Annotated in this window: 18 protein-coding genes; 8 read left to right on the forward strand and 10 right to left on the reverse strand. The window is 61.9% G+C overall.

All coding sequences use genetic code 11. The features are described from left to right. Positions 1-66 precede the first annotated feature (66 nt). Together C1M53_RS01740 and C1M53_RS01745 are read right to left on the reverse strand one after the other, a co-directional pair. Positions 67-1,833 (reverse strand): tetratricopeptide repeat protein, encoded by a 1,767-nt coding sequence (locus tag C1M53_RS01740; RefSeq protein WP_129410663.1) that lies wholly within the window; start codon positions 1,831-1,833, stop codon positions 67-69. A gap of 222 nt (positions 1,834-2,055) precedes the next feature. Continuing rightward, on the reverse strand, positions 2,056-3,072 hold the full coding sequence (locus C1M53_RS01745) for a polyprenyl synthetase family protein (protein ID WP_129410664.1): 1,017 nt from the start codon (positions 3,070-3,072) through the stop codon (positions 2,056-2,058). Positions 3,073-3,226: 154 nt separating this feature from the next. Between C1M53_RS01745 and C1M53_RS01750 the strand changes: the two genes are divergently transcribed. The 7 genes from C1M53_RS01750 (at position 3,227) to C1M53_RS01780 (ending at position 7,545) form a co-directional block, all read left to right on the forward strand. Further along, positions 3,227-3,451, forward strand: a complete 225-nt coding sequence (locus C1M53_RS01750; protein WP_129410665.1) for a DUF2007 domain-containing protein — start codon at positions 3,227-3,229, stop codon at positions 3,449-3,451. Beyond that, positions 3,448-4,239: a methyltransferase gene (locus tag C1M53_RS01755; protein ID WP_129410666.1), complete on the forward strand. Its 792-nt coding sequence runs from the start codon at positions 3,448-3,450 to the stop codon at positions 4,237-4,239. The genes C1M53_RS01750 and C1M53_RS01755 overlap by 4 nt, the downstream gene beginning before the upstream one ends. 172 nt (positions 4,240-4,411) lie before the next feature. Further along, a complete protein-coding gene (locus tag C1M53_RS01760) occupies positions 4,412-5,275 on the forward strand; it encodes a S49 family peptidase (RefSeq protein WP_129410667.1) in 864 nt (287 codons plus the stop codon). A gap of 82 nt (positions 5,276-5,357) precedes the next feature. Continuing rightward, positions 5,358-5,543 carry a hypothetical protein gene (locus C1M53_RS01765; RefSeq protein WP_129410668.1) on the forward strand — a complete coding sequence of 62 codons (186 nt, stop codon included), beginning with the start codon at positions 5,358-5,360 and terminating at the stop codon, positions 5,541-5,543. A gap of 38 nt (positions 5,544-5,581) precedes the next feature. Continuing rightward, positions 5,582-6,466, forward strand: a complete 885-nt coding sequence (locus tag C1M53_RS01770) for a 4-(cytidine 5'-diphospho)-2-C-methyl-D-erythritol kinase (protein WP_129410669.1) — start codon at positions 5,582-5,584, stop codon at positions 6,464-6,466. Continuing rightward, a complete protein-coding gene (gene moaB, locus C1M53_RS01775; RefSeq protein WP_129410670.1) occupies positions 6,459-7,001 on the forward strand; it encodes a molybdenum cofactor biosynthesis protein B in 543 nt (180 codons plus the stop codon). The genes C1M53_RS01770 and moaB overlap by 8 nt, the downstream gene beginning before the upstream one ends. Before the next feature lie 115 nt (positions 7,002-7,116). Beyond that, entirely contained in the window at positions 7,117-7,545 is a 429-nt protein-coding gene (locus C1M53_RS01780) for an aldehyde-activating protein (protein WP_129410671.1), read from the forward strand. 66 nt (positions 7,546-7,611) lie between these two features. Here the strand turns inward: C1M53_RS01780 and C1M53_RS01785 are convergent, their stop codons facing one another. Genes C1M53_RS01785 through C1M53_RS01795 form a run of 3 tightly spaced genes read right to left on the reverse strand, consistent with a single transcriptional unit; the run spans position 7,612 to position 10,254 of the window. Beyond that, positions 7,612-8,472, reverse strand: coding sequence for an NlpC/P60 family protein (locus tag C1M53_RS01785; RefSeq protein WP_129410672.1), 861 nt, complete (start codon positions 8,470-8,472; stop codon positions 7,612-7,614). Positions 8,473-8,496: 24 nt separating this feature from the next. Next, positions 8,497-8,847 carry a MarR family winged helix-turn-helix transcriptional regulator gene (locus C1M53_RS01790; RefSeq protein ID WP_129410673.1) on the reverse strand — a complete coding sequence of 117 codons (351 nt, stop codon included), beginning with the start codon at positions 8,845-8,847 and terminating at the stop codon, positions 8,497-8,499. A 48-nt stretch (positions 8,848-8,895) separates the two neighbouring features. Further along, on the reverse strand, positions 8,896-10,254 hold the full coding sequence (locus C1M53_RS01795; RefSeq protein WP_129410674.1) for a leucyl aminopeptidase family protein: 1,359 nt from the start codon (positions 10,252-10,254) through the stop codon (positions 8,896-8,898). Positions 10,255-10,375: 121 nt separating this feature from the next. On the opposite strand from C1M53_RS01795, the gene C1M53_RS01800 reads away from it, so the two are divergent. Then, on the forward strand, positions 10,376-11,212 hold the full coding sequence (locus tag C1M53_RS01800; protein ID WP_129410675.1) for a tetratricopeptide repeat protein: 837 nt from the start codon (positions 10,376-10,378) through the stop codon (positions 11,210-11,212). Between the two features lie 85 nt (positions 11,213-11,297). On the opposite strand, the gene C1M53_RS01805 is transcribed toward C1M53_RS01800, so the two are convergent. From C1M53_RS01805 to C1M53_RS01825, 5 genes are read right to left on the reverse strand one after another with little or no spacing between them, the layout of a single operon-like run. Further along, positions 11,298-12,317, reverse strand: a complete 1,020-nt coding sequence (locus tag C1M53_RS01805; RefSeq protein ID WP_129410676.1) for a type II secretion system F family protein — start codon at positions 12,315-12,317, stop codon at positions 11,298-11,300. Between the two features lie 4 nt (positions 12,318-12,321). Continuing rightward, complete coding sequence (locus C1M53_RS01810) at positions 12,322-13,335, reverse strand: type II secretion system F family protein (RefSeq protein ID WP_129415974.1); 1,014 nt, start codon at positions 13,333-13,335, stop codon at positions 12,322-12,324. A 28-nt stretch (positions 13,336-13,363) separates the two neighbouring features. Next, positions 13,364-14,854, reverse strand: a complete 1,491-nt coding sequence (locus C1M53_RS01815; protein WP_129410677.1) for a CpaF family protein — start codon at positions 14,852-14,854, stop codon at positions 13,364-13,366. Between the two features lie 28 nt (positions 14,855-14,882). Beyond that, entirely contained in the window at positions 14,883-16,166 is a 1,284-nt protein-coding gene (locus C1M53_RS01820; protein ID WP_129410678.1) for a CpaE family protein, read from the reverse strand. Positions 16,167-16,191: 25 nt separating this feature from the next. Beyond that, positions 16,192-16,836 carry a CpaD family pilus assembly protein gene (locus tag C1M53_RS01825; protein ID WP_348630021.1) on the reverse strand — a complete coding sequence of 215 codons (645 nt, stop codon included), beginning with the start codon at positions 16,834-16,836 and terminating at the stop codon, positions 16,192-16,194. Positions 16,837-16,912: the final 76 nt, after the last annotated feature.

A 16,912-nucleotide genomic window follows, 5' to 3' on the forward strand; every position in this document is an offset into this window, starting at 1 on the left:
CAGTCTGAACGGCAAAAACCGCTGGAAGGCCGCTATCAGGCCTTCCAGTTCACGACACGAACCAACTCACCCCTTCGGAGCCGTCGGCTTGGGTTTGGGTGCTTCCTGGGCGGTCTTGTTCTCAAGCGGAGGCAACCCCTTGAGCAGCTTCTGTTCGACAGAGGCCAGCACGTCCGGTTCAGGCTTCAGGTCGCGGGCGTGGCGCCATTGGAAGGTCGCCTCCAGCTTGCGGCCGACACGCCAGTAGACGTCGCCCAGATGGTCGTTCAGAACCGGGTCTTCCGGCTTCAACTGTACGGCACGCTCCATTTCGCGCACGGCGTCGTCGTAACGGCCAAGCTTGTAGTAGGCCCAGCCCAGCGAATCGATGATGTAGCCGTCGCTCGGCCGCAGCTCGGCGGCCTTCTTGATCATATCCAGCGCTTCCTTGAGGTTGGTACCCATGTCCACCCAGGAATAGCCGAGATAGTTCAGCACCTGCGGCTGGTTCGGGTAGAGCTCCAGCGCCTTGCGGAAATTCGGCTCGGCCTTCGGCCATTCCTTGATGCGCTCATAGGCAATTCCGCGCTGGTAGAAGATGTTCCAGTCGGCCTTGGTCGGCGTCTTCAGCACCGAGACCGCCTTGTCAAAGAGTTCAGACGCAGAGCGGAAATCCTGCTTGGAAGCATAAACGCCGCCAAGCGCCAGGTAGCCGCGCATGTCCTGCGGATTGGCTTCGACGAGCACTTTCAGCTGCTTGATCGCTTCGTCATTGCGGCCGAGATCGGCGAGATTCAGGCCGGTCTGCAGTTCCGAAACTTCCTTCAGCGGCGAAGATGCTGGAATGCGGCGGTAGAAGTCGATGGCACGCTCACCATCCTTGAGCTGCTCGGCAACGGCGGCAAGCTGCACGAGGACGACATCGCTGTCCGGCTTCAGCGCCAGTGCGTATTCGAGGTACAGCCGCACGAACGGCTCACCGCCACCCCGATTGAGCGCGGTGGCGAGATTGAGCAGAATCTCGGACGATCCTTCCGAAGGGTTCACAACCAGCGGATCCGGCTTCTCGCCCTTGCTGATCCGGTCGCGCAGCGCGACGATCTCGATCTTACCTGGGCCGAATTCTTCCGCCTGCTTCAGCACCGACAGCGCCTTGTCCTTGTCGCCCTTGCGGGCCAGGAAGATCGCATAGGCCTGAGCTGCACGCATCCAGGTCTCGGGAGCTGCTCCTCCAGCAGAAGTATTGCCAATTGCCTCGGCATAAGCGGCATCGGCTTTTTCCGTCTTTCCGGCCGCATCGGCGATCAGCGCGCGGTGATAGGCCTTGAAGAGGTCGAACCACTCAGGCCCTTCCAGCTTGCCGACATAGTCCATCGCGTCAGTGCCCTGACCGGCACCCTGCATGGCCCAACCCGTCATGACGCCACTGATCAGCTTGTCGAGATCCGCGCCGAGCGACAGCTTCAGCCAATACTGCGCCTTGGTGAAATCCTTTTTCTTGAAACTGTCGACGGCCAGCGCCAGGCGCGAGAAGCGCTCGATATCCGGCACCTCCTTCAGCTTGTCGGCGTAGGGCAGCGATTCTTCGAAGCGTCCTTGCGCGATCAGCGAAAGCATCAGGCTTTGCTGAAGCTGGGTATCCTCCGGCGCGAAGGCCAGCGCCTGCTTGTAGTAGTTGATGGCGTTGTCGAGATCATTGTCGTTTTCTGCGACCCTGGCCGACAGGTAGGCCCCGGAGAACGAATTGATTTCGACAGGTGCTGATGTCTGCGCAGCGAAACCGGACTGCGTCTGGGCCGCAAGGCCCGCGAGAATAGCCAGGCTCGAAAGCCAGCGAGCACGTCTTTGCCGCATCGTATCCCTTTCTGGCGGGCTCCTCCCCAGCTCAAGCGGGGATCGCCAAGAATCCTTCATTCCGGCAAAGCATGGCCTTTTTGGGGTCGCGCATCAATCCGGCAGGCAGTCACAATGCGGACATCGTCTTAACAAAGCATGGCTTCCGGCAAGCTCGCCCACGCGGGGAGGAACACCGCGCCGGACTTGCAGCCAAAAACGTGCCGCCGCAAAGCCCCCGGCTCAATTCACGCGGCTGATGCAGAAATCGATGACGTCGATCAGTGCTGCTTTCTGAGGCGTCCCCTCGAGCGGCGCCAGCGCATCACGGGCGATCTCGCCGAAGTGACGGGCACGGCCGATCGTGTCGGAGATGGCGGCGTGCTTTGTCATCAGGCCGATCGCCTTTTCGAGACCGGCGTCATCGGCCGCGTTCTCCTCGATGGCCCGTTTCCAGAAAGCGCGCTCGGCAGCGGTGCCGCGCCGATAGGCAAGGATCACAGGCAGCGTGACCTTGCCCTCGCGGAAGTCGTCGCCGACATTCTTGCCGAGATCCTTGGAGGAGCCGCCATAGTCCAGCGCATCGTCGATGAGCTGGAAGGCAAGTCCGAGATTCATGCCATAGGAGCGCAAGGCCGCGCGATCGGTGCGCGAGGCGTCGGCGATGACGGGGCCGACTTCGGCGGCGGCTGAGAACAGAGCGGCAGTCTTGGCCTTGATGACCGCGAAATGTTCGTCTTCCGTGGTGTCGAGGTTCTTGGCGGCAGCGAGTTGCATGACTTCGCCTTCGGCAATGATCGAGGCGGCCGAGGACAGGATGTCGAGCGCATCGAGCGAGCCGACGTCGACCATCATACGGAAAGCCTGGCCGAGCAGAAAATCACCGACCAGCACGCTGGCTTGATTGCCCCAGATCATGCGCGCCGTCTTCTTGCCGCGCCGCATGCCGCTTTCGTCGACGACGTCGTCATGCAGGAGAGTGGCGGTGTGCATGAACTCGACGCTGGTCGCCAGCTTGACGTGACCGTCACCAGAATATCCAAACATCTGCGCCGCCGCGAGCGTCAGCATCGGGCGCAGCCGCTTGCCGCCTGACGAGATCAGGTGATTGGCAACCTCGGGGATCATCTGCACATCGGAACCGGCCTTGGACAGGATCAGCTCGTTGACGCGCCCCATATCCGACGCAGTCAGGTCGATCAGGTCCTTGATCGACGCAGTCTCCCGCTTTCCGTCTTCGAGGTTGAGAACAACACCCACGCCAAAACTCCCGTCCGCCGCGCCACGGCGCGCTGCCTTGATAGGACTCTAGCGGCCGGAGCGCATACGGCAAGTGGCGAATTGGCGCGGATTGCGCAAGAGGGTTCCGGAGCAAAGCGTTTACATCGCGGAAACAAGCTGCGAGTTTGCCGCCATGATCGAGCTCATCCGCACCAACGACGCTGTTGTCATCTCCTTTGTCGAATCGCTGATGCGCGATGCCGACATAGGCTTCCTCACCGCCGATCAGAACATGAGCGTGCTGGACGGCTCCATCGGCATCCTTCCACGCCGGATCCTGGTCGAAGACGAGCGCATCGAGGATGCCCGCCGCATCCTCACCGACGCCGGCATCGCCAACGAAATCCGTCGAACATGACAGCGGCCGCACCGGCCGGGGCGCCCAGACACACGGTGGATGCCTTCCATCGTGGCCGTTTCTGGCTTGTTCAGCCGGCCGATGCCGGACATCGCGCCGGCATGGACGCAATGATGCTCGCCGCCGCCATACCGACCGATTTTGCCGGACTGGTGGCCGATTTCGGTGCGGGCGCAGGGGCTGCGGGGCTCGCCGTCGTTTCGCGCTGCGAAGGCGCAAGGGCGACACTGGTGGAGCGTTCCCCAGAAATGGCGACCTTTGCCGAGGCGTCGCTGGCGCATCCGGCCAACCAGCATCTCAGCGACCGGGTGACGGTGCTGCGCGCCGACGTCACGCTGACCGGCAGGGCGAGAAGCGCCGCCGGACTCCCTGACAAGCAGTTCGGCTTCGTCATCATGAACCCGCCCTTCAATGCCGGCGAGGATCGCGCGACCCCCGACGCGTTGCGGCGCGAGGCGCACGTCATGGAGGATGGGCTTTTCGAGGCCTGGGTGCGCAGTGCCGCGGCCGTGGTCAAGCCGCGCGGCGGCATTGCGATCATTGCGCGACCGGAATCCCTGGCGGTCATTCTCGACGCGTTGGCCGGCCGTTTCGGCAATACAGAGATCGTGCCCGTGCATCCCCGCGCCGATCAAGCGGCAATCCGCATCGTTGTCCGTGGCCTGCTCGGCGCGCGTGGCAAGCTGACGCTGAGGCCGCCACTCGTACTGCACGATGCCTCGACCAAGGGGCTTTTGCCGTTGGCCGATGCCATCGCCAATGGAACGGCCACGCTTTTCGGAGATTGACCATCCTTCACCATTGCCGTCTCGCGGCAAATGCCTACATGCCGCTAGAGCGCCGAACGTCCTTCTGGATGCGCAAAGGATGCTCTAACACTTTGATTTTGCGTATGATCTTTCCGGAAATCGGTCCCCATTTTCGGGGTCATGTGCTAGCCCAACAGGAGAACCGCATCCCGTGCGTCGCCTTTTCAACCGCATCCTGCCGAAATCCTGGCGTTCCACCGATATCGTCGTACCCGTCATCCGGCTGCATGGCGCGATCATGGCCGGCGGCAGTCAGTTCCGGCAGAACCTGTCGCTGGCTTCCACCGTCGGCTTGATCGAAAAGGCGTTTTCCTTTCCTGGACCGGCTGTTGCGATCTCGATCAACTCGCCCGGTGGCTCCCCCGTGCAGTCGCGGCTGATCTACAAGCGCATCCGGGACCTGGCCGTTGAGAAGAACAAGAAAGTCTTCGTCTTCGTCGAGGACGTCGCTGCCTCGGGTGGCTACATGATCGCGGTCGCAGCCGACGAGATCATCGCCGACCCGTCTTCGATCGTCGGTTCGATCGGTGTCATTTCCGGTACTTTCGGCTTCACCGACCTGATCAAGAAGATCGGCGTCGAACGTCGTGTGCACACCGCCGGCAAGAACAAATCATCGATGGACCCATTCCAGCCGGAAAGGAAAGAAGACGTCGAGCGGCTTAAAACACTGATGCTGGAATTGCATGAGACCTTCATCGATCTGGTCAAGGAACGCCGCGGAGCCAAATTGAAGGACGATCCAGACCTGTTCACCGGCCTGTTCTGGACCGGCAAAAAGGGGTTGGAGCTGGGCCTTGTCGATGGGCTGGGCGATATGCGCAGCACCCTCAAGGAACGCTTCGGCCCGAAAACACAACTGAAACTCGTCAGCCAGCCCAAGGGGTTGTTCGGCCGCTTCGGACTGTTCGGCTCGTCAAGCGGCTTCACCGCCCCGGCCCTGGCTGCCGCAGGCGTCGACGCAATTTTCGATGCGGCCGAAGAACGCGCGCTGTGGAGCCGTTTCGGCCTTTGAAAAGCCACGGGAACGGTCTACGATGATTGCTTTCCCGACCCGAACGTCCACGATCAGGGACCCTTGAGGAAGGAGTTTCGATATGCCGCAGATCATCTTCTTCATCGTCATCGGCGTCGTTGCCTATGTCGGGTACCGCTCCTTCATCAAGGAAGCTGAACGGGTCACAGCCAAGGTCCGGCGCACCGAACAACAGCGAGCCAATGGTGCGATGGGAACGCTGGTGAAAGACCCCAAGACCGGCGAATATCGGCTGGCCAAGGATTGAGCACCACGGCATTTGCCCCTGTATCCGCAGATCATGCCGTGGACGCACGCCTGGCGCCCGCGAAGGTCAATCTCGCACTCCATGTTACCGGCCGACGGCCCGACGGCTATCACACCATCGAGAGCCTCGCAGTCTTCACCCGCTTCGGCGACCGGATCGAAGCGCACAGGGCAGATGAGGATCATTTCAGCGTTTCGGGCCGTTTCGCCGGCCTGGTTCCAGCCGATGAGACCAATCTGATCCTCAGGGCGCGCGACGCGCTGCGCCAGCATGTCGGCCCGGAAAATGCCCCCGCGGTGGCGATTTCACTCGAAAAGAACTTGCCGGTGGCCTCTGGTATCGGCGGCGGTTCGAGCGATGCGGCGGCGGCGCTGCGCGCGCTTGTCTCGAGCTGGGACCTCGACATCGACGAGGCGCAGCTGGCGCGGATCGGCCTTTCGCTTGGAGCCGACCTGCCAATGTGCCTCAAGGCACAGCCGCTGCTTGCCTACGGTGCGGGCGAGAGGATTTCGGCCGTATCGAAATTCCCTGCCCTTGGCCTGGTCTTGGTCAATCCGGGCGTGGCAGTCGCCACCCCCGATGTCTTCGGGGCCCTCGTCCGCCGCGACAACGAAGCCCTGCCACCGCTACCGAAGACCATCGATTTCCACAGCCTGCGCAGTTGGCTCGAGGCGACCCGCAACGACCTCGAAACCGCCGCCGAGACGATCGCACCGCTGATCGGCAAGGCCAGGGCCGCACTGCTGCAGGCCGACGCCGCCTTTGCCCGCATGTCGGGTTCGGGAGCGACCTGTTTCGGCTTGTTCGAAACCGGCAATGTCGCGAAACGCGCGGCCGCCAGTATCCGCTCGCGCCATCCGGACTGGTTCGTCGCTGCGACTCGGTCCCTGCCATCCGAGGCGCTGGAAGACCAGCATGTCTGATGCAGACCGTCCCTTCATTCCTGTCCGTTTCGCGGTGCTGACCGTTTCCGACACGCGCAGCCTCGCCGACGACAAATCTGGCCAGACCCTGGCCGACCGCATAGAATCTGCCGGCCATATCCTGGCCGCTCGCGACATCGTTCCGGACGATCGCGCCGAGATCCGCGACAGGGTCCTGGCCTGGTCCAGGGATGAAGGCGTCGATGCCGTCATCACCACCGGCGGCACCGGCTTCACCGGCCGCGACGTGACGCCGGAAGCATTGGAACCGATCTTCGAGAAGCGCATGGACGGCTTCTCCGAGGTTTTCCACCGCATCTCCTTCGACAAGATCGGCACCTCGACCATCCAGAGCCGGGCAACCGGCGGTGTCGTCAACGCTACCTTCGTCTTCGTGTTGCCCGGGTCGCCCGGCGCATGCAAGGACGCCTGGGATGGTATCCTGAAGGCCCAGTTCGACTACCGCCACATGCCCTGCAATTTCGTGGAGATCATGCCCAGGCTGGATGAGCACCTGCGGCGCAGCGGCAAGTAATTCGCGGCCAGCGGGGCTTTGCCTTCGTCCCGAAGCCGGTCAGGGTGTCTGGCCTCTGAATTGACATTTCGAAACGAAGGTCAAGGCTCTATCCTTCCCTGAAAGGGAGGCGGCGATGACCATTTACAGAGGCGGATGCCATTGCGGCAATATCCGGCTGGCCTTCGAGACAGCGATTGCCCCCACGGACATCGAAATCCGCGCCTGCCAGTGCTCGTTCTGCCGCAGACACAACTCGCTGGCGGCAGCCGACCCAGACGGCATGCTGACCATCGGCGTGCGGAGCGAAGCGCTGCTCTCGCGTTATGCCTTCGGCCTCAGAACAGCCGAGTATCTGGTCTGCCGCGACTGCGGTGTCTATGTCGCGGCGGCAACCACGGACAGCGTCGAGCAGCGGGCGATCGTCATCGTCAACGCGCTGGACGCACGCAATCAGTTCCGCAGGGAGCCAATCCCCACAGTCTATGACGCAGAAACGCGCGATGAGCGTATCGTCCGTCGCAGAACCCGATGGACGCCGGTGAAATGGTCCAGTGAACCCTGAAGCGCGCCGCTTGGTTTCTATGCAATGCTTGACGCAGAACCGCTGCGCACCTTTGCGGGGGTTGTTCTAAGGTCGCCGAAAGGCGGTCGGACCACCATAGAGATAACCGATGCGGGCAACCGCATCCTTCAAACCCTCGAGCGCCACGGTCATGGTGTGACCATTGGCATGGATCATCATCTCGCTGTCGGTCATGATCGCGACATGGCCTTTCCAGAACACCAGGTCGCCGCGCCGCAAGCCCGAGTAGTCGGCGTCTATATTCAGAAGCTCCCCCAGCGAGGCGACCTGCATGTCAGTATCGCGGAGCACATCGCGGCCAGCCATGCGCATTGAAAGCTGCACCAGGCCGGAACAATCGATGCCAAAACCGGAAGCGCCGCCCCACAGATAAGGCGTGCCGAGGAACGTTTCGGCAATCGAGACAAAGTCCGTCGCATGTTCGCCGATGGGTCGCAGATGGCCGGCGATGATCGTCTCGCCCGACGGCAGCACTGCGTAATGCGTGCCGCTCGTCTCGGCGGTGCCGGCGACCGCCACGGTCGAACCCATCGACAAATGTCCGCTGCGCGGAAAGCGCAGGTCCGGCCCCGGGTAGACGAAGGTACGCGGGGCAGAGACGATATGCGTCGCAACCGCTTCGCGTGGCTTCAACTCCTCGACCAGGACATAGCCGACATATCCGTCACGCTCACCCTGAACCCAGGCCCAACCGTCGGCTTCGTCGAACACCAGGACGTCGTCCCCGGACAGAAACTGCGTGTCGATACCGGAATCAGGTCTTGGCGTACGACGCAGATCGACGACTGAAGTCGCTATCCGGGCTGGCCGGCCGCTGACGAAACGGTCGGCTGCCACCTCACCTTTCAGGCGGATATCGGCAAGATCGGTGCGGAAGGCATGCAGGCGGGCGTCGTGGGCGGTCAAGGCATCAACTCGGCTGTTTGGAAATCAGATCGGCAAATTATGCGCCTTGGCTATGATATCATCGCCAAGGCGCTCGACATAGAGCGCACCCTCGACCGTGCGCTTGACCAGTACATTGCGCCTGTCGAGCTCGTCGCGGTGGCGTGAGACGAGCTTGAGTACGCCCATCGTGTCCAATGCGCGGGTGATGACGGGCTTGGTGACATCGAGGCGGATGGCAAGGCCCCGAACCGTGTGCGGCGGCGGATCCAGATAGATGGTAAGCAGGATCGCCAGCTGTCGCGCCGTGAGATCGGGGGCGTCGCCGCGCACCTGCGAGAGCATGACCTGCTGCCACAGTCGCAAGGCCTGGCTGGGACGCAGAGCGATCGACATCCATCCAGCATGACGGAAAATCGTTTCGTGTCCGTTTCAGTCCCGAGCTCAGCCGAAGCGGCCGGAAATCACCCGTTCCAGCGCGCGAATGGCCTGTGCCTCGCCACCGGCCGGACCATGGGGCCGCTCGGCGGGATTCCAGGCGAAGATGTCGAAATGCGCCCAACTCGAGCTCTTCTCGACAAAGCGCTTGAGGAAAAGAGCAGCCGTGATCGAGCCTGCGAAGCTGTCCGCCGTCACATTGTTCATGTCGGCGATCTTGGACGACAGCTTGGCGTCATAGGGTTTCCAAAGCGGCATGCGCCACAGTGGATCCTCCACCGCAACCGCAGCCGCCGCGAGTTCGGCAGCGAGCGCGTCGTCATCGGTGTAGAAGGGTGGCAGGTCTGGGCCAAGCGCGACACGCGCGGCACCGGTCAGCGTGGCCATGTCCACCAGCAACTGCGGCTGCTCGTCGTCGGCCAGCGCCAGCGCGTCCGCCAGCACAAGACGGCCTTCGGCATCGGTGTTGCCGATCTCGACCGTGATACCCTTGCGGCTGGTCAACACGTCGCCTGGACGGAAGGCATTGGCGGAGATGGAATTCTCCACGGCCGGGATCAGGACACGCAGCCTGACCTTCAGACCCGCGGCCATGATCATCGAGGCAAGGCCAAGCACATTGGCCGCGCCACCCATATCCTTTTTCATCAGCAGCATCGAGGCCGACGGCTTGATGTCGAGCCCACCGGTGTCGAAGCAGACGCCTTTGCCGACCAGCGTCACTTTTGGTGCGCCCTTCGGCCCCCAGGTCAAATCGATGAGGCGTGGCGCTTCCGCCGAGGCGCGGCCGACGGCATGGATCATCGGGAAGTTCTTCTTGATGAGGTCGTCGCCTTTTGTGACGGAGATATCCGCCTTGTGTTTTTTTGCCAGCGCGCGCACCGCCTTCTCAAGCGCTTCCGGCCCCATGTCGCTGGTCGGCGTGTTGACGAGGTCGCGGGTCAGAAAGACGCTTTCGGCAATACGCCCGATACGATCCGCGTCAACACCAGCCGGCAATGCGAAACGCAACGCCTTGCCATGTTTCTTGCCGTAACGGGTAAAGACGTAGCCGCCAAGCACCAGCGCCAGTGCGGAAAGCTCCGGATCAGCAGGCGGTTCCGCGAAATGCCAATCGCCGGCGGGCAGCGCCCTGGCGAGAGAACCGGCCTGCAAAGCGCCCTCGCCTGCGCCGAATAGTGCACCGCCGATCGTGCCGTCCTTCCCGGGCAGCACGAGCGTGCGTCCCGCCTCACCTGAGAAGCCGTTGGCCTTAGCCCAGGCAAGCGCGTCAGGCGGCAGCAGCGCAGCATCCAGCCCATCCTTGCGAACGAGGTGCACGGGCAGCGCGTTGCGGGGTTTCTTTGCGACGAGTTCGACTGGCATTTTCAAGCTCCGCGGGCGCCCACGACTCGGCGCTCTTAACCATCCGTTAGGGTTAACAGAATATTTCTCGGCTAGGGAAGACGGCCGGCGCACGGCCCCCGGAAGAATGGAGCCCGCCCCCATGCCCATCACCCTCCCCGCCCGCAAGACAGGCAAGCGGTTGATGACTGCAGCGCTTCTGGCCGTGCTGACGGCCGGTGTCGCCGGCTGCGGCACCACAGACCGCATGTCGACGGGCTCGATCGGGCGTGGCAGCGGCAAGCCGGTGGAACTGATGTCCTCCAGCGAACTGCGCGATGCCACTGGCCGGCTCGGCGAATCCTATGCGCGCAATCCCAATGACAAGAACATCGCACTGAAGTACGCCATTGTGCTACAGATGAACGGTGATGCCGATCAGTCCCTGGCGGTGATGCGCAAACTCGCCATCGCCTATCCAAAAGAGCGTGATGTGCTTGCCGCCTACGGCAAGGCGCTCGCCGCGAACGGCCAGTTCGAGCCGGCGCTCGACGCTGTACGACGCGCCCAGACGCCGGAGTATCCCGACTGGAGACTCGTCTCCGCCGAAGGAGCCATCCTCGACCAGCTCGGTCAACGCGACGAAGCCCGGCAGCTGTACCGAAAGGCACAGGACCTGAAGCCGAACGAACCGTCGATCCTGTCCAACCTCGGCATGTCCTACCTGCTGGAAGGAGATTTGCGCACGGCGGAAACCTATCTGCGCTCGGCCAGCTCACAGCCGAATGCCGACAGCCGCGTGCGACAGAACCTGGCACTTGCCGTTGGTCTCCAGGGTCGTTTCGACGAGGCGGAGAAGATCGCCTCCCAGGAATTGTCTCCCGAGCAGGCGCAGGCCAATGTCGCCTATCTGCGCCAGATGCTGTCCCAGCAAAACGCGTGGAGCCAGCTCAAAGCTCAGGACAAGGGCAAGAAGCAGCCTGCGGCTGCCGTCAACTGATCAAACCACGAGACTTGAAGCCATTGGAAAACCGCGCCGGTGCCGCGCGGTTTTTTCTGTCTGGAGCGACTTCCTGATCGCGGTGCTACTGCTGTGAGGACGACCGGCTTTTCTCGCCGAATATGCCGCGCTCGCTGACGGTAATGCCGGCAGGGCCGAGAATGATGGCGAAGAGCACCGGCAGAAAGAACAGGATCATGGGTACGGTCAGCTTCGGGGGAAGAGCAGCTGCTTTCTTCTCTGCCTCGTTCATGCGCATGTCACGACTTTCTGCAGCCAGCACCCGCAAGGCATGCGCGACGGGCGTACCGTAGCGCTCAGCCTGAATGAGTGCCTGGGAGACCGCCTTCACCGAATCCAGCCCCGTACGGCCAGCGAGGTTTTCATAGGCCTGACGACGTTCCTGCAGATAGGAGAGTTCGGCGTTGGTCAGCACGAACTCTTCCGCCAGTTCAGCGGATTGCGCGCCGATCTCATCCGAAACCTTGTGCATTGCGGCTTCGACGGACATGCCCGATTCCACGCAGATCAACATCAGGTCGAGCGCGTCTGGCCAGGCCTTCAGGATGGATTGCTTGCGTTTGGTGGCACGGTTGGAAACATACAGAACCGGCAGATAGAAGCCGGCATACCCCCCAAGAATGCAAACGAACAGCTTCACGAAGAAAGGCTGTTCCCCGAGAGAGCCAAGTACGAAGACGTAAAAGACTGCCAATGCCAGACCCAGGAATGGCAGCACCAGTCGAAAGAACAGGAACTTGGTGAGCGGGTTCTGGCCACGGAAACCGGCCATCTTCAGTTTCTGCAGCGTCTTCTCGTCCGCCAGCGCGCGCTTCAGATCCAGTCGTTCGACAATGTTGCGCATGCCGACCGACTGTTCCTCGCGCAGCCCCTTGCGGCGTCGATCGGCTTCGGCGGCAAGCCTTGCGCGCTGTTTGGCGCGCAGCTCGTCGCGTTCCAGTGCCACAGACTTCATTCGCACTTTGAGAGGATCGCGGGCGAAGGCCGGCAAAAGCGTGAAAACGGTGGCGAAAACGGCAATCGCCACCAGAATGGCGATCAGAAAGGCCGGATCGGTAAGGGTGCTGATTGTCTGACCGGTCATCGTCCTACACTTCGATATTCATCATTCGCCGCATCACGAAGATGCCGATCGACATCCAGAAGCCAGCGACACCCAGGATTATGTTTCCCGTGCTGGTCGTAAACAGCGGCATCAGATAGTTCGGACTTGTCAGATAGACGAGAAACGCCACGATGAAGGGCAATGCGCCGATGATCGCCGCAGAGGCTTTGGCTTCCATCGACAGCGCCTGAATCCTGGCCTTCATTTTCTTGCGGTCGCGAAGCACACGCGACAGATTGCCGAGTGCCTCTGAAAGGTTGCCGCCGGCCTGCGACTGAATCTGGATAACGATGCCGAAGAAACCGGCTTCGGCGCATGGCATTGTCTCAGGCATGCGCAACGCGGCTTCCGGGATGGACATGCCCACCTGCTGGGCATCGACGATCCGCCGGAACTCACTCTTGACCGGCTCCGCGGCTTCATTGGCGATCAGCCGAATGCCATCGTTGAGTGGCAGGCCTGATTTCACGGCGCGAACAATCACGTCCAGCGAATTGGGAAATTCGTTGAGGAAGGCTTTGACACGGCGCTTGCGGCAAAAGGAGATAAACCAGCGCGGCAAGCCCAGGGCACCGACCAGCAAGGCGGCAGGCACGGCAAACAGCGGCGCACCGGCCAGGAAGGTCAGGAAGCAGAGCGCGATGCCGCTGACAACCGAATAGACGTAGAAGCGCTCCATTGTCATGGTGAGGCCGGCCTGGCGGATCTGGATTCGCAGAGGCGGATTCTTGATGGTGCGCGTACTGGTCTTCTGCTTCTCGTCGAGATCCTTCAGCGTGTCCTGCAAGGATTTGCGGCGTTTGGCCGCCTCGTTCATCTTTTCACGAGCTGCTTTCACGACCGCCCGGTCGCTCTCCGCGGCCTTGATGGTTTCCAGGCGCTTGCCGGCCTGTTTTGCAGCGCTCATGCTGTTGAACATCAAAGCATATGCAATCGCGCCGGCGCTCGTACCGGCGAGAACGACGAAGATCAGAACGGTGCTGTCGATACCGAACATCGGCAAGATTCCTCGCGCCTTGGGATCCCTACTCGGCCCTCTTCTCCATTGCCTCGAGCGCACTCGCCAGGTGCTGCTCCTCACCGTAGTAGCGGGCTCGCTCCCAGAAATGCGGGCGGCCGATGCCGGTCGATACATGCTCGCCGATAAGCCTGCCGTTCATGTCTTCGCCCTTGATGTTGTAGAGGACGAGATCCTGCGTGATGATCACGTCGCCTTCCATGCCGATCACTTCGGTGATGTGGGTGATCCGTCGCGACCCGTCGCGCAGGCGCGCGGCCTGGATGATGACATCAACGGAACCGACGATGATCTCGCGCACCGTCTTCTGAGGCAGCGAGTAGCCGCCCATCGCGATCATGGATTCCATGCGGTTCAGGCATTCACGCGGGCTGTTGGAGTGGATCGTTCCCATCGAGCCGTCGTGACCGGTGTTCATGGCCTGAAGCAGGTCAAAGACCTCCGGTCCGCGTACCTCGCCGACGATGATGCGGTCTGGCCGCATGCGCAGGCAGTTCTTGACCAGATCCCGCATGGTCACCTCGCCCTCGCCCTCAAGATTGGGCGGACGCGTTTCCAGGCGCACCACATGCGGCTGCTGAAGCTGCAGTTCAGCCGAATCCTCGCAGGTGATCACCCGCTCCTCGCGGTCGACATAGTTGGTCAGGCAATTGAGCAGCGTCGTCTTGCCGGAACCGGTCGAGCCTGAAATGACGACGTTGCATCGAACCCGACCGATGATCTTGAGGACTTCCGCGCCCTCGGGCGAAATCGCACCGAAACGAACGAGCTGGTCGAGGGTGAGCTTGTCCTTCTTGAACTTTCGGATGGTGAGCGCGGTGCCGTCGATGGCCAGAGGCGGCGCAATGACGTTGACGCGTGACCCGTCCGGAAGACGGGCGTCGCAGATCGGCGAGGATTCATCCACGCGGCGACCGACCTGGGAAACGATGCGCTGGCAGATATTCAAGAGCTGCTGGTTGTCGCGGAAACGGATACCTGTCGTTTCCACCCGGCCGTTGACTTCGATGTAGACGTTGCGGGAGCCGTTCACCATGATGTCGGCGATGTCGTCGCGTGCCAGCAGCGGTTCGAGCGGCCCGTAACCCAGGACGTCGTTGCAGATGTCCTCAAGCAGATCTTCCTGCTCGGCGATCGACATCGCGAAGTTCTTGATCGCGATGATGTCGTTGACGATGTCGCGGATTTCCTCGCGCGCGCTTTCCGGGTCGAGCTTGGCGAGCTGCGACAGATCGATCGTGTCGATGAGAGCCGAGAAGACCTGGCTCTTGGTGTCATAGTAGCCTTCGCCGCGCTCGCGAGGTGCCCGTTTGGCTTCCACGGCCATGCTTGGGGCTTCGATCGCCCGCCGTGCCGGTGCGGCGGCCGGCGGCGTCTGCTGCGGCGCGATCGGCGCAGATGGACGAGGTGCTACCGCAACCTCCAAAGGCGCGGGTGCGAGCTGCCGGAATTCCGGCGTCGCCCGACTGCCATCGTCACTGCCTCTCTTGCCAAACATGATCTGCTACCCATCCCGCCCCAGGCGGTTACTTCTTGTTACGCCTGAGCTTGCCGAGAATGTTGCCGAGCCCGGCTTTTTTCTTCGCCTTGAGTTCGCTGCGGCCCGTCAGCACATGGGCGATCTCCTTGATCGTGGCCACGACCGGGTTCTTGGCGTCCATTTCGCCAAGCATACGACCGTTGTTGGCGGCATTGCCGAACAACAGGGGCTCGAAGGGTATGACGGCCATGGGCATGATGCCCAGAGGCTCGGCGAAGTCGTTGGCCGAGATCTCGGGGCGCTTGGGAACGCCGGCCTGGTTCAGGATCAGCTTGGGAGCCGGGTCATTCGGCCTCAGCCGTTTCAGCATGTCCACCAGGTTCTTGGCGTTGCGCAGATTGGCCAGCTCCGGCGTTGCGGTGATGACGATCTCGTCGGCCTTGATCAGCGTGTTCTTGCTCCAGCCGCTCCAGATGTGGGGCACGTCCAGAACCAGCAGGGGTGCGGTGCGCTGTGCCGTGTCGATGATCTGGCTGAAAGCTTCCGGCTCGAAGTCATAGACACGGTCAAGCGTGGAAGGCGCCGCCAACAGGGAGAGATGTTCGGCACACTGCGCCAGCAGGCGATCGAGATAGACTTCGTCGATGCGCTCCGGCGAAAAAACCGCTTCGGCGATACCTTGCGCAGGGTCCTGGTCAAAGTTGATGTTCGCGGTACCGAAGGCGAGGTCCAGGTCGGCCACGACGACTTCCGACTTGAACAACGAGGAGACGGCCCAGGCGACGTTGTGCGCGATCGTGGAGGAGCCGACGCCACCCTTGGCGCCGACGAAGGCCACCGAGCGGCCAATCGGCTCCGCTTCCGGATCGACAAAGATCGAGGTGACGACGGCGACGATATCGGCCATCGAAACCGGGGCGACCACATATTCCGAAATGCCGGAACGGATCAGTTCGCGATAGAGGCCGACATCGTTGTAGTGTCCGATCACCACCACCTTCGACGAAGGGTCGCAATATTCGGCGAGCTGTCCGAGCTGCTCGAGCATCTCCTTCGGCTCGGCCCGCGTCTCCAGCACGATCAGATTGGGTGTCGGAGCGGAATGGTAGAAGTCGACCGCCGTGGGAATGCCACCCATGTGAACTTTCAGATGGGCCTTGGCCATGCGCCGGTCCATGCCCGCGCGCTCGATCGGGTTGGCGACACCTTCAGTCTCGCAGAAGGCCTGGATGGAAATACGTGGGACAGGCCGCAACGACTGCATTGCAGCGATGTCCTGGTGCGAGACATCGCCGTCTTCCGCCGAAGGATCGTAGGCGAGATTGGTCATGCTTTTGCCCTTTGATCTCCGACCGTCAATATTCGACTTCTGTGCGCGGCGCCGGCGTGTAGAATGGCGCCTTCCGGTACCCGTCGATGACCACTCCGCGCCGCGTCGCATCGACCGGCGTCTGCTGACGCGGTCCCAGCAGATCGTTCGGATTGGCGATCTGGGCAGCGAGGTTGTTCTGATAGGAGCAGCCGAAGTTGGTGTAGTGCTTGTTCTCGGTCGTATCGCCGATGTCCGCCGACCAGCGACCGCATTTGTCGGTATGGGCACGCATGGCAGAATACGTCACGCGCACCGGCGCCGCTATATCTCCCGCACCAGCATCATAGGAGATGAATGCAATACGGTCGCGACGAATACCGTTGGTGGAGGCGACCTTTGCGAGACCACGGGCCGTGGATTGAGCAGCAATCTCATTGGCTGAGCCCGAAGGTACTGAAATGGTCAGCACTGAAGCGGCAGCGCGGTCATAGCCCTCGAGAAAGCCAAGCAGCGACTCGCTTTGTGCTCGCGTCATGCCACGGTCACTCGCTCCGACCGGGATATCCAGCGTCTTGTCCTGCTGGGAGATCATGATCGGGTGATTTGTACGATAATCGTCCGGGATTGCACCCACCGTAACGCTGTCGCGGTTGGCGCAGCCGCCGAGCAGTGCAACTGCGAGCGCCATCGCAGGCACAAACATCCTCGTGCCTCGACCCTTCAGCGCCAGCTGCGGGACCCTGTTGCTTGCCGAATAGGACATA

Origin of the sequence: Mesorhizobium sp. Pch-S (assembly GCF_004136315.1) — a bacterium.
In the GTDB taxonomy this organism is placed as follows: domain Bacteria; phylum Pseudomonadota; class Alphaproteobacteria; order Rhizobiales; family Rhizobiaceae; genus Mesorhizobium.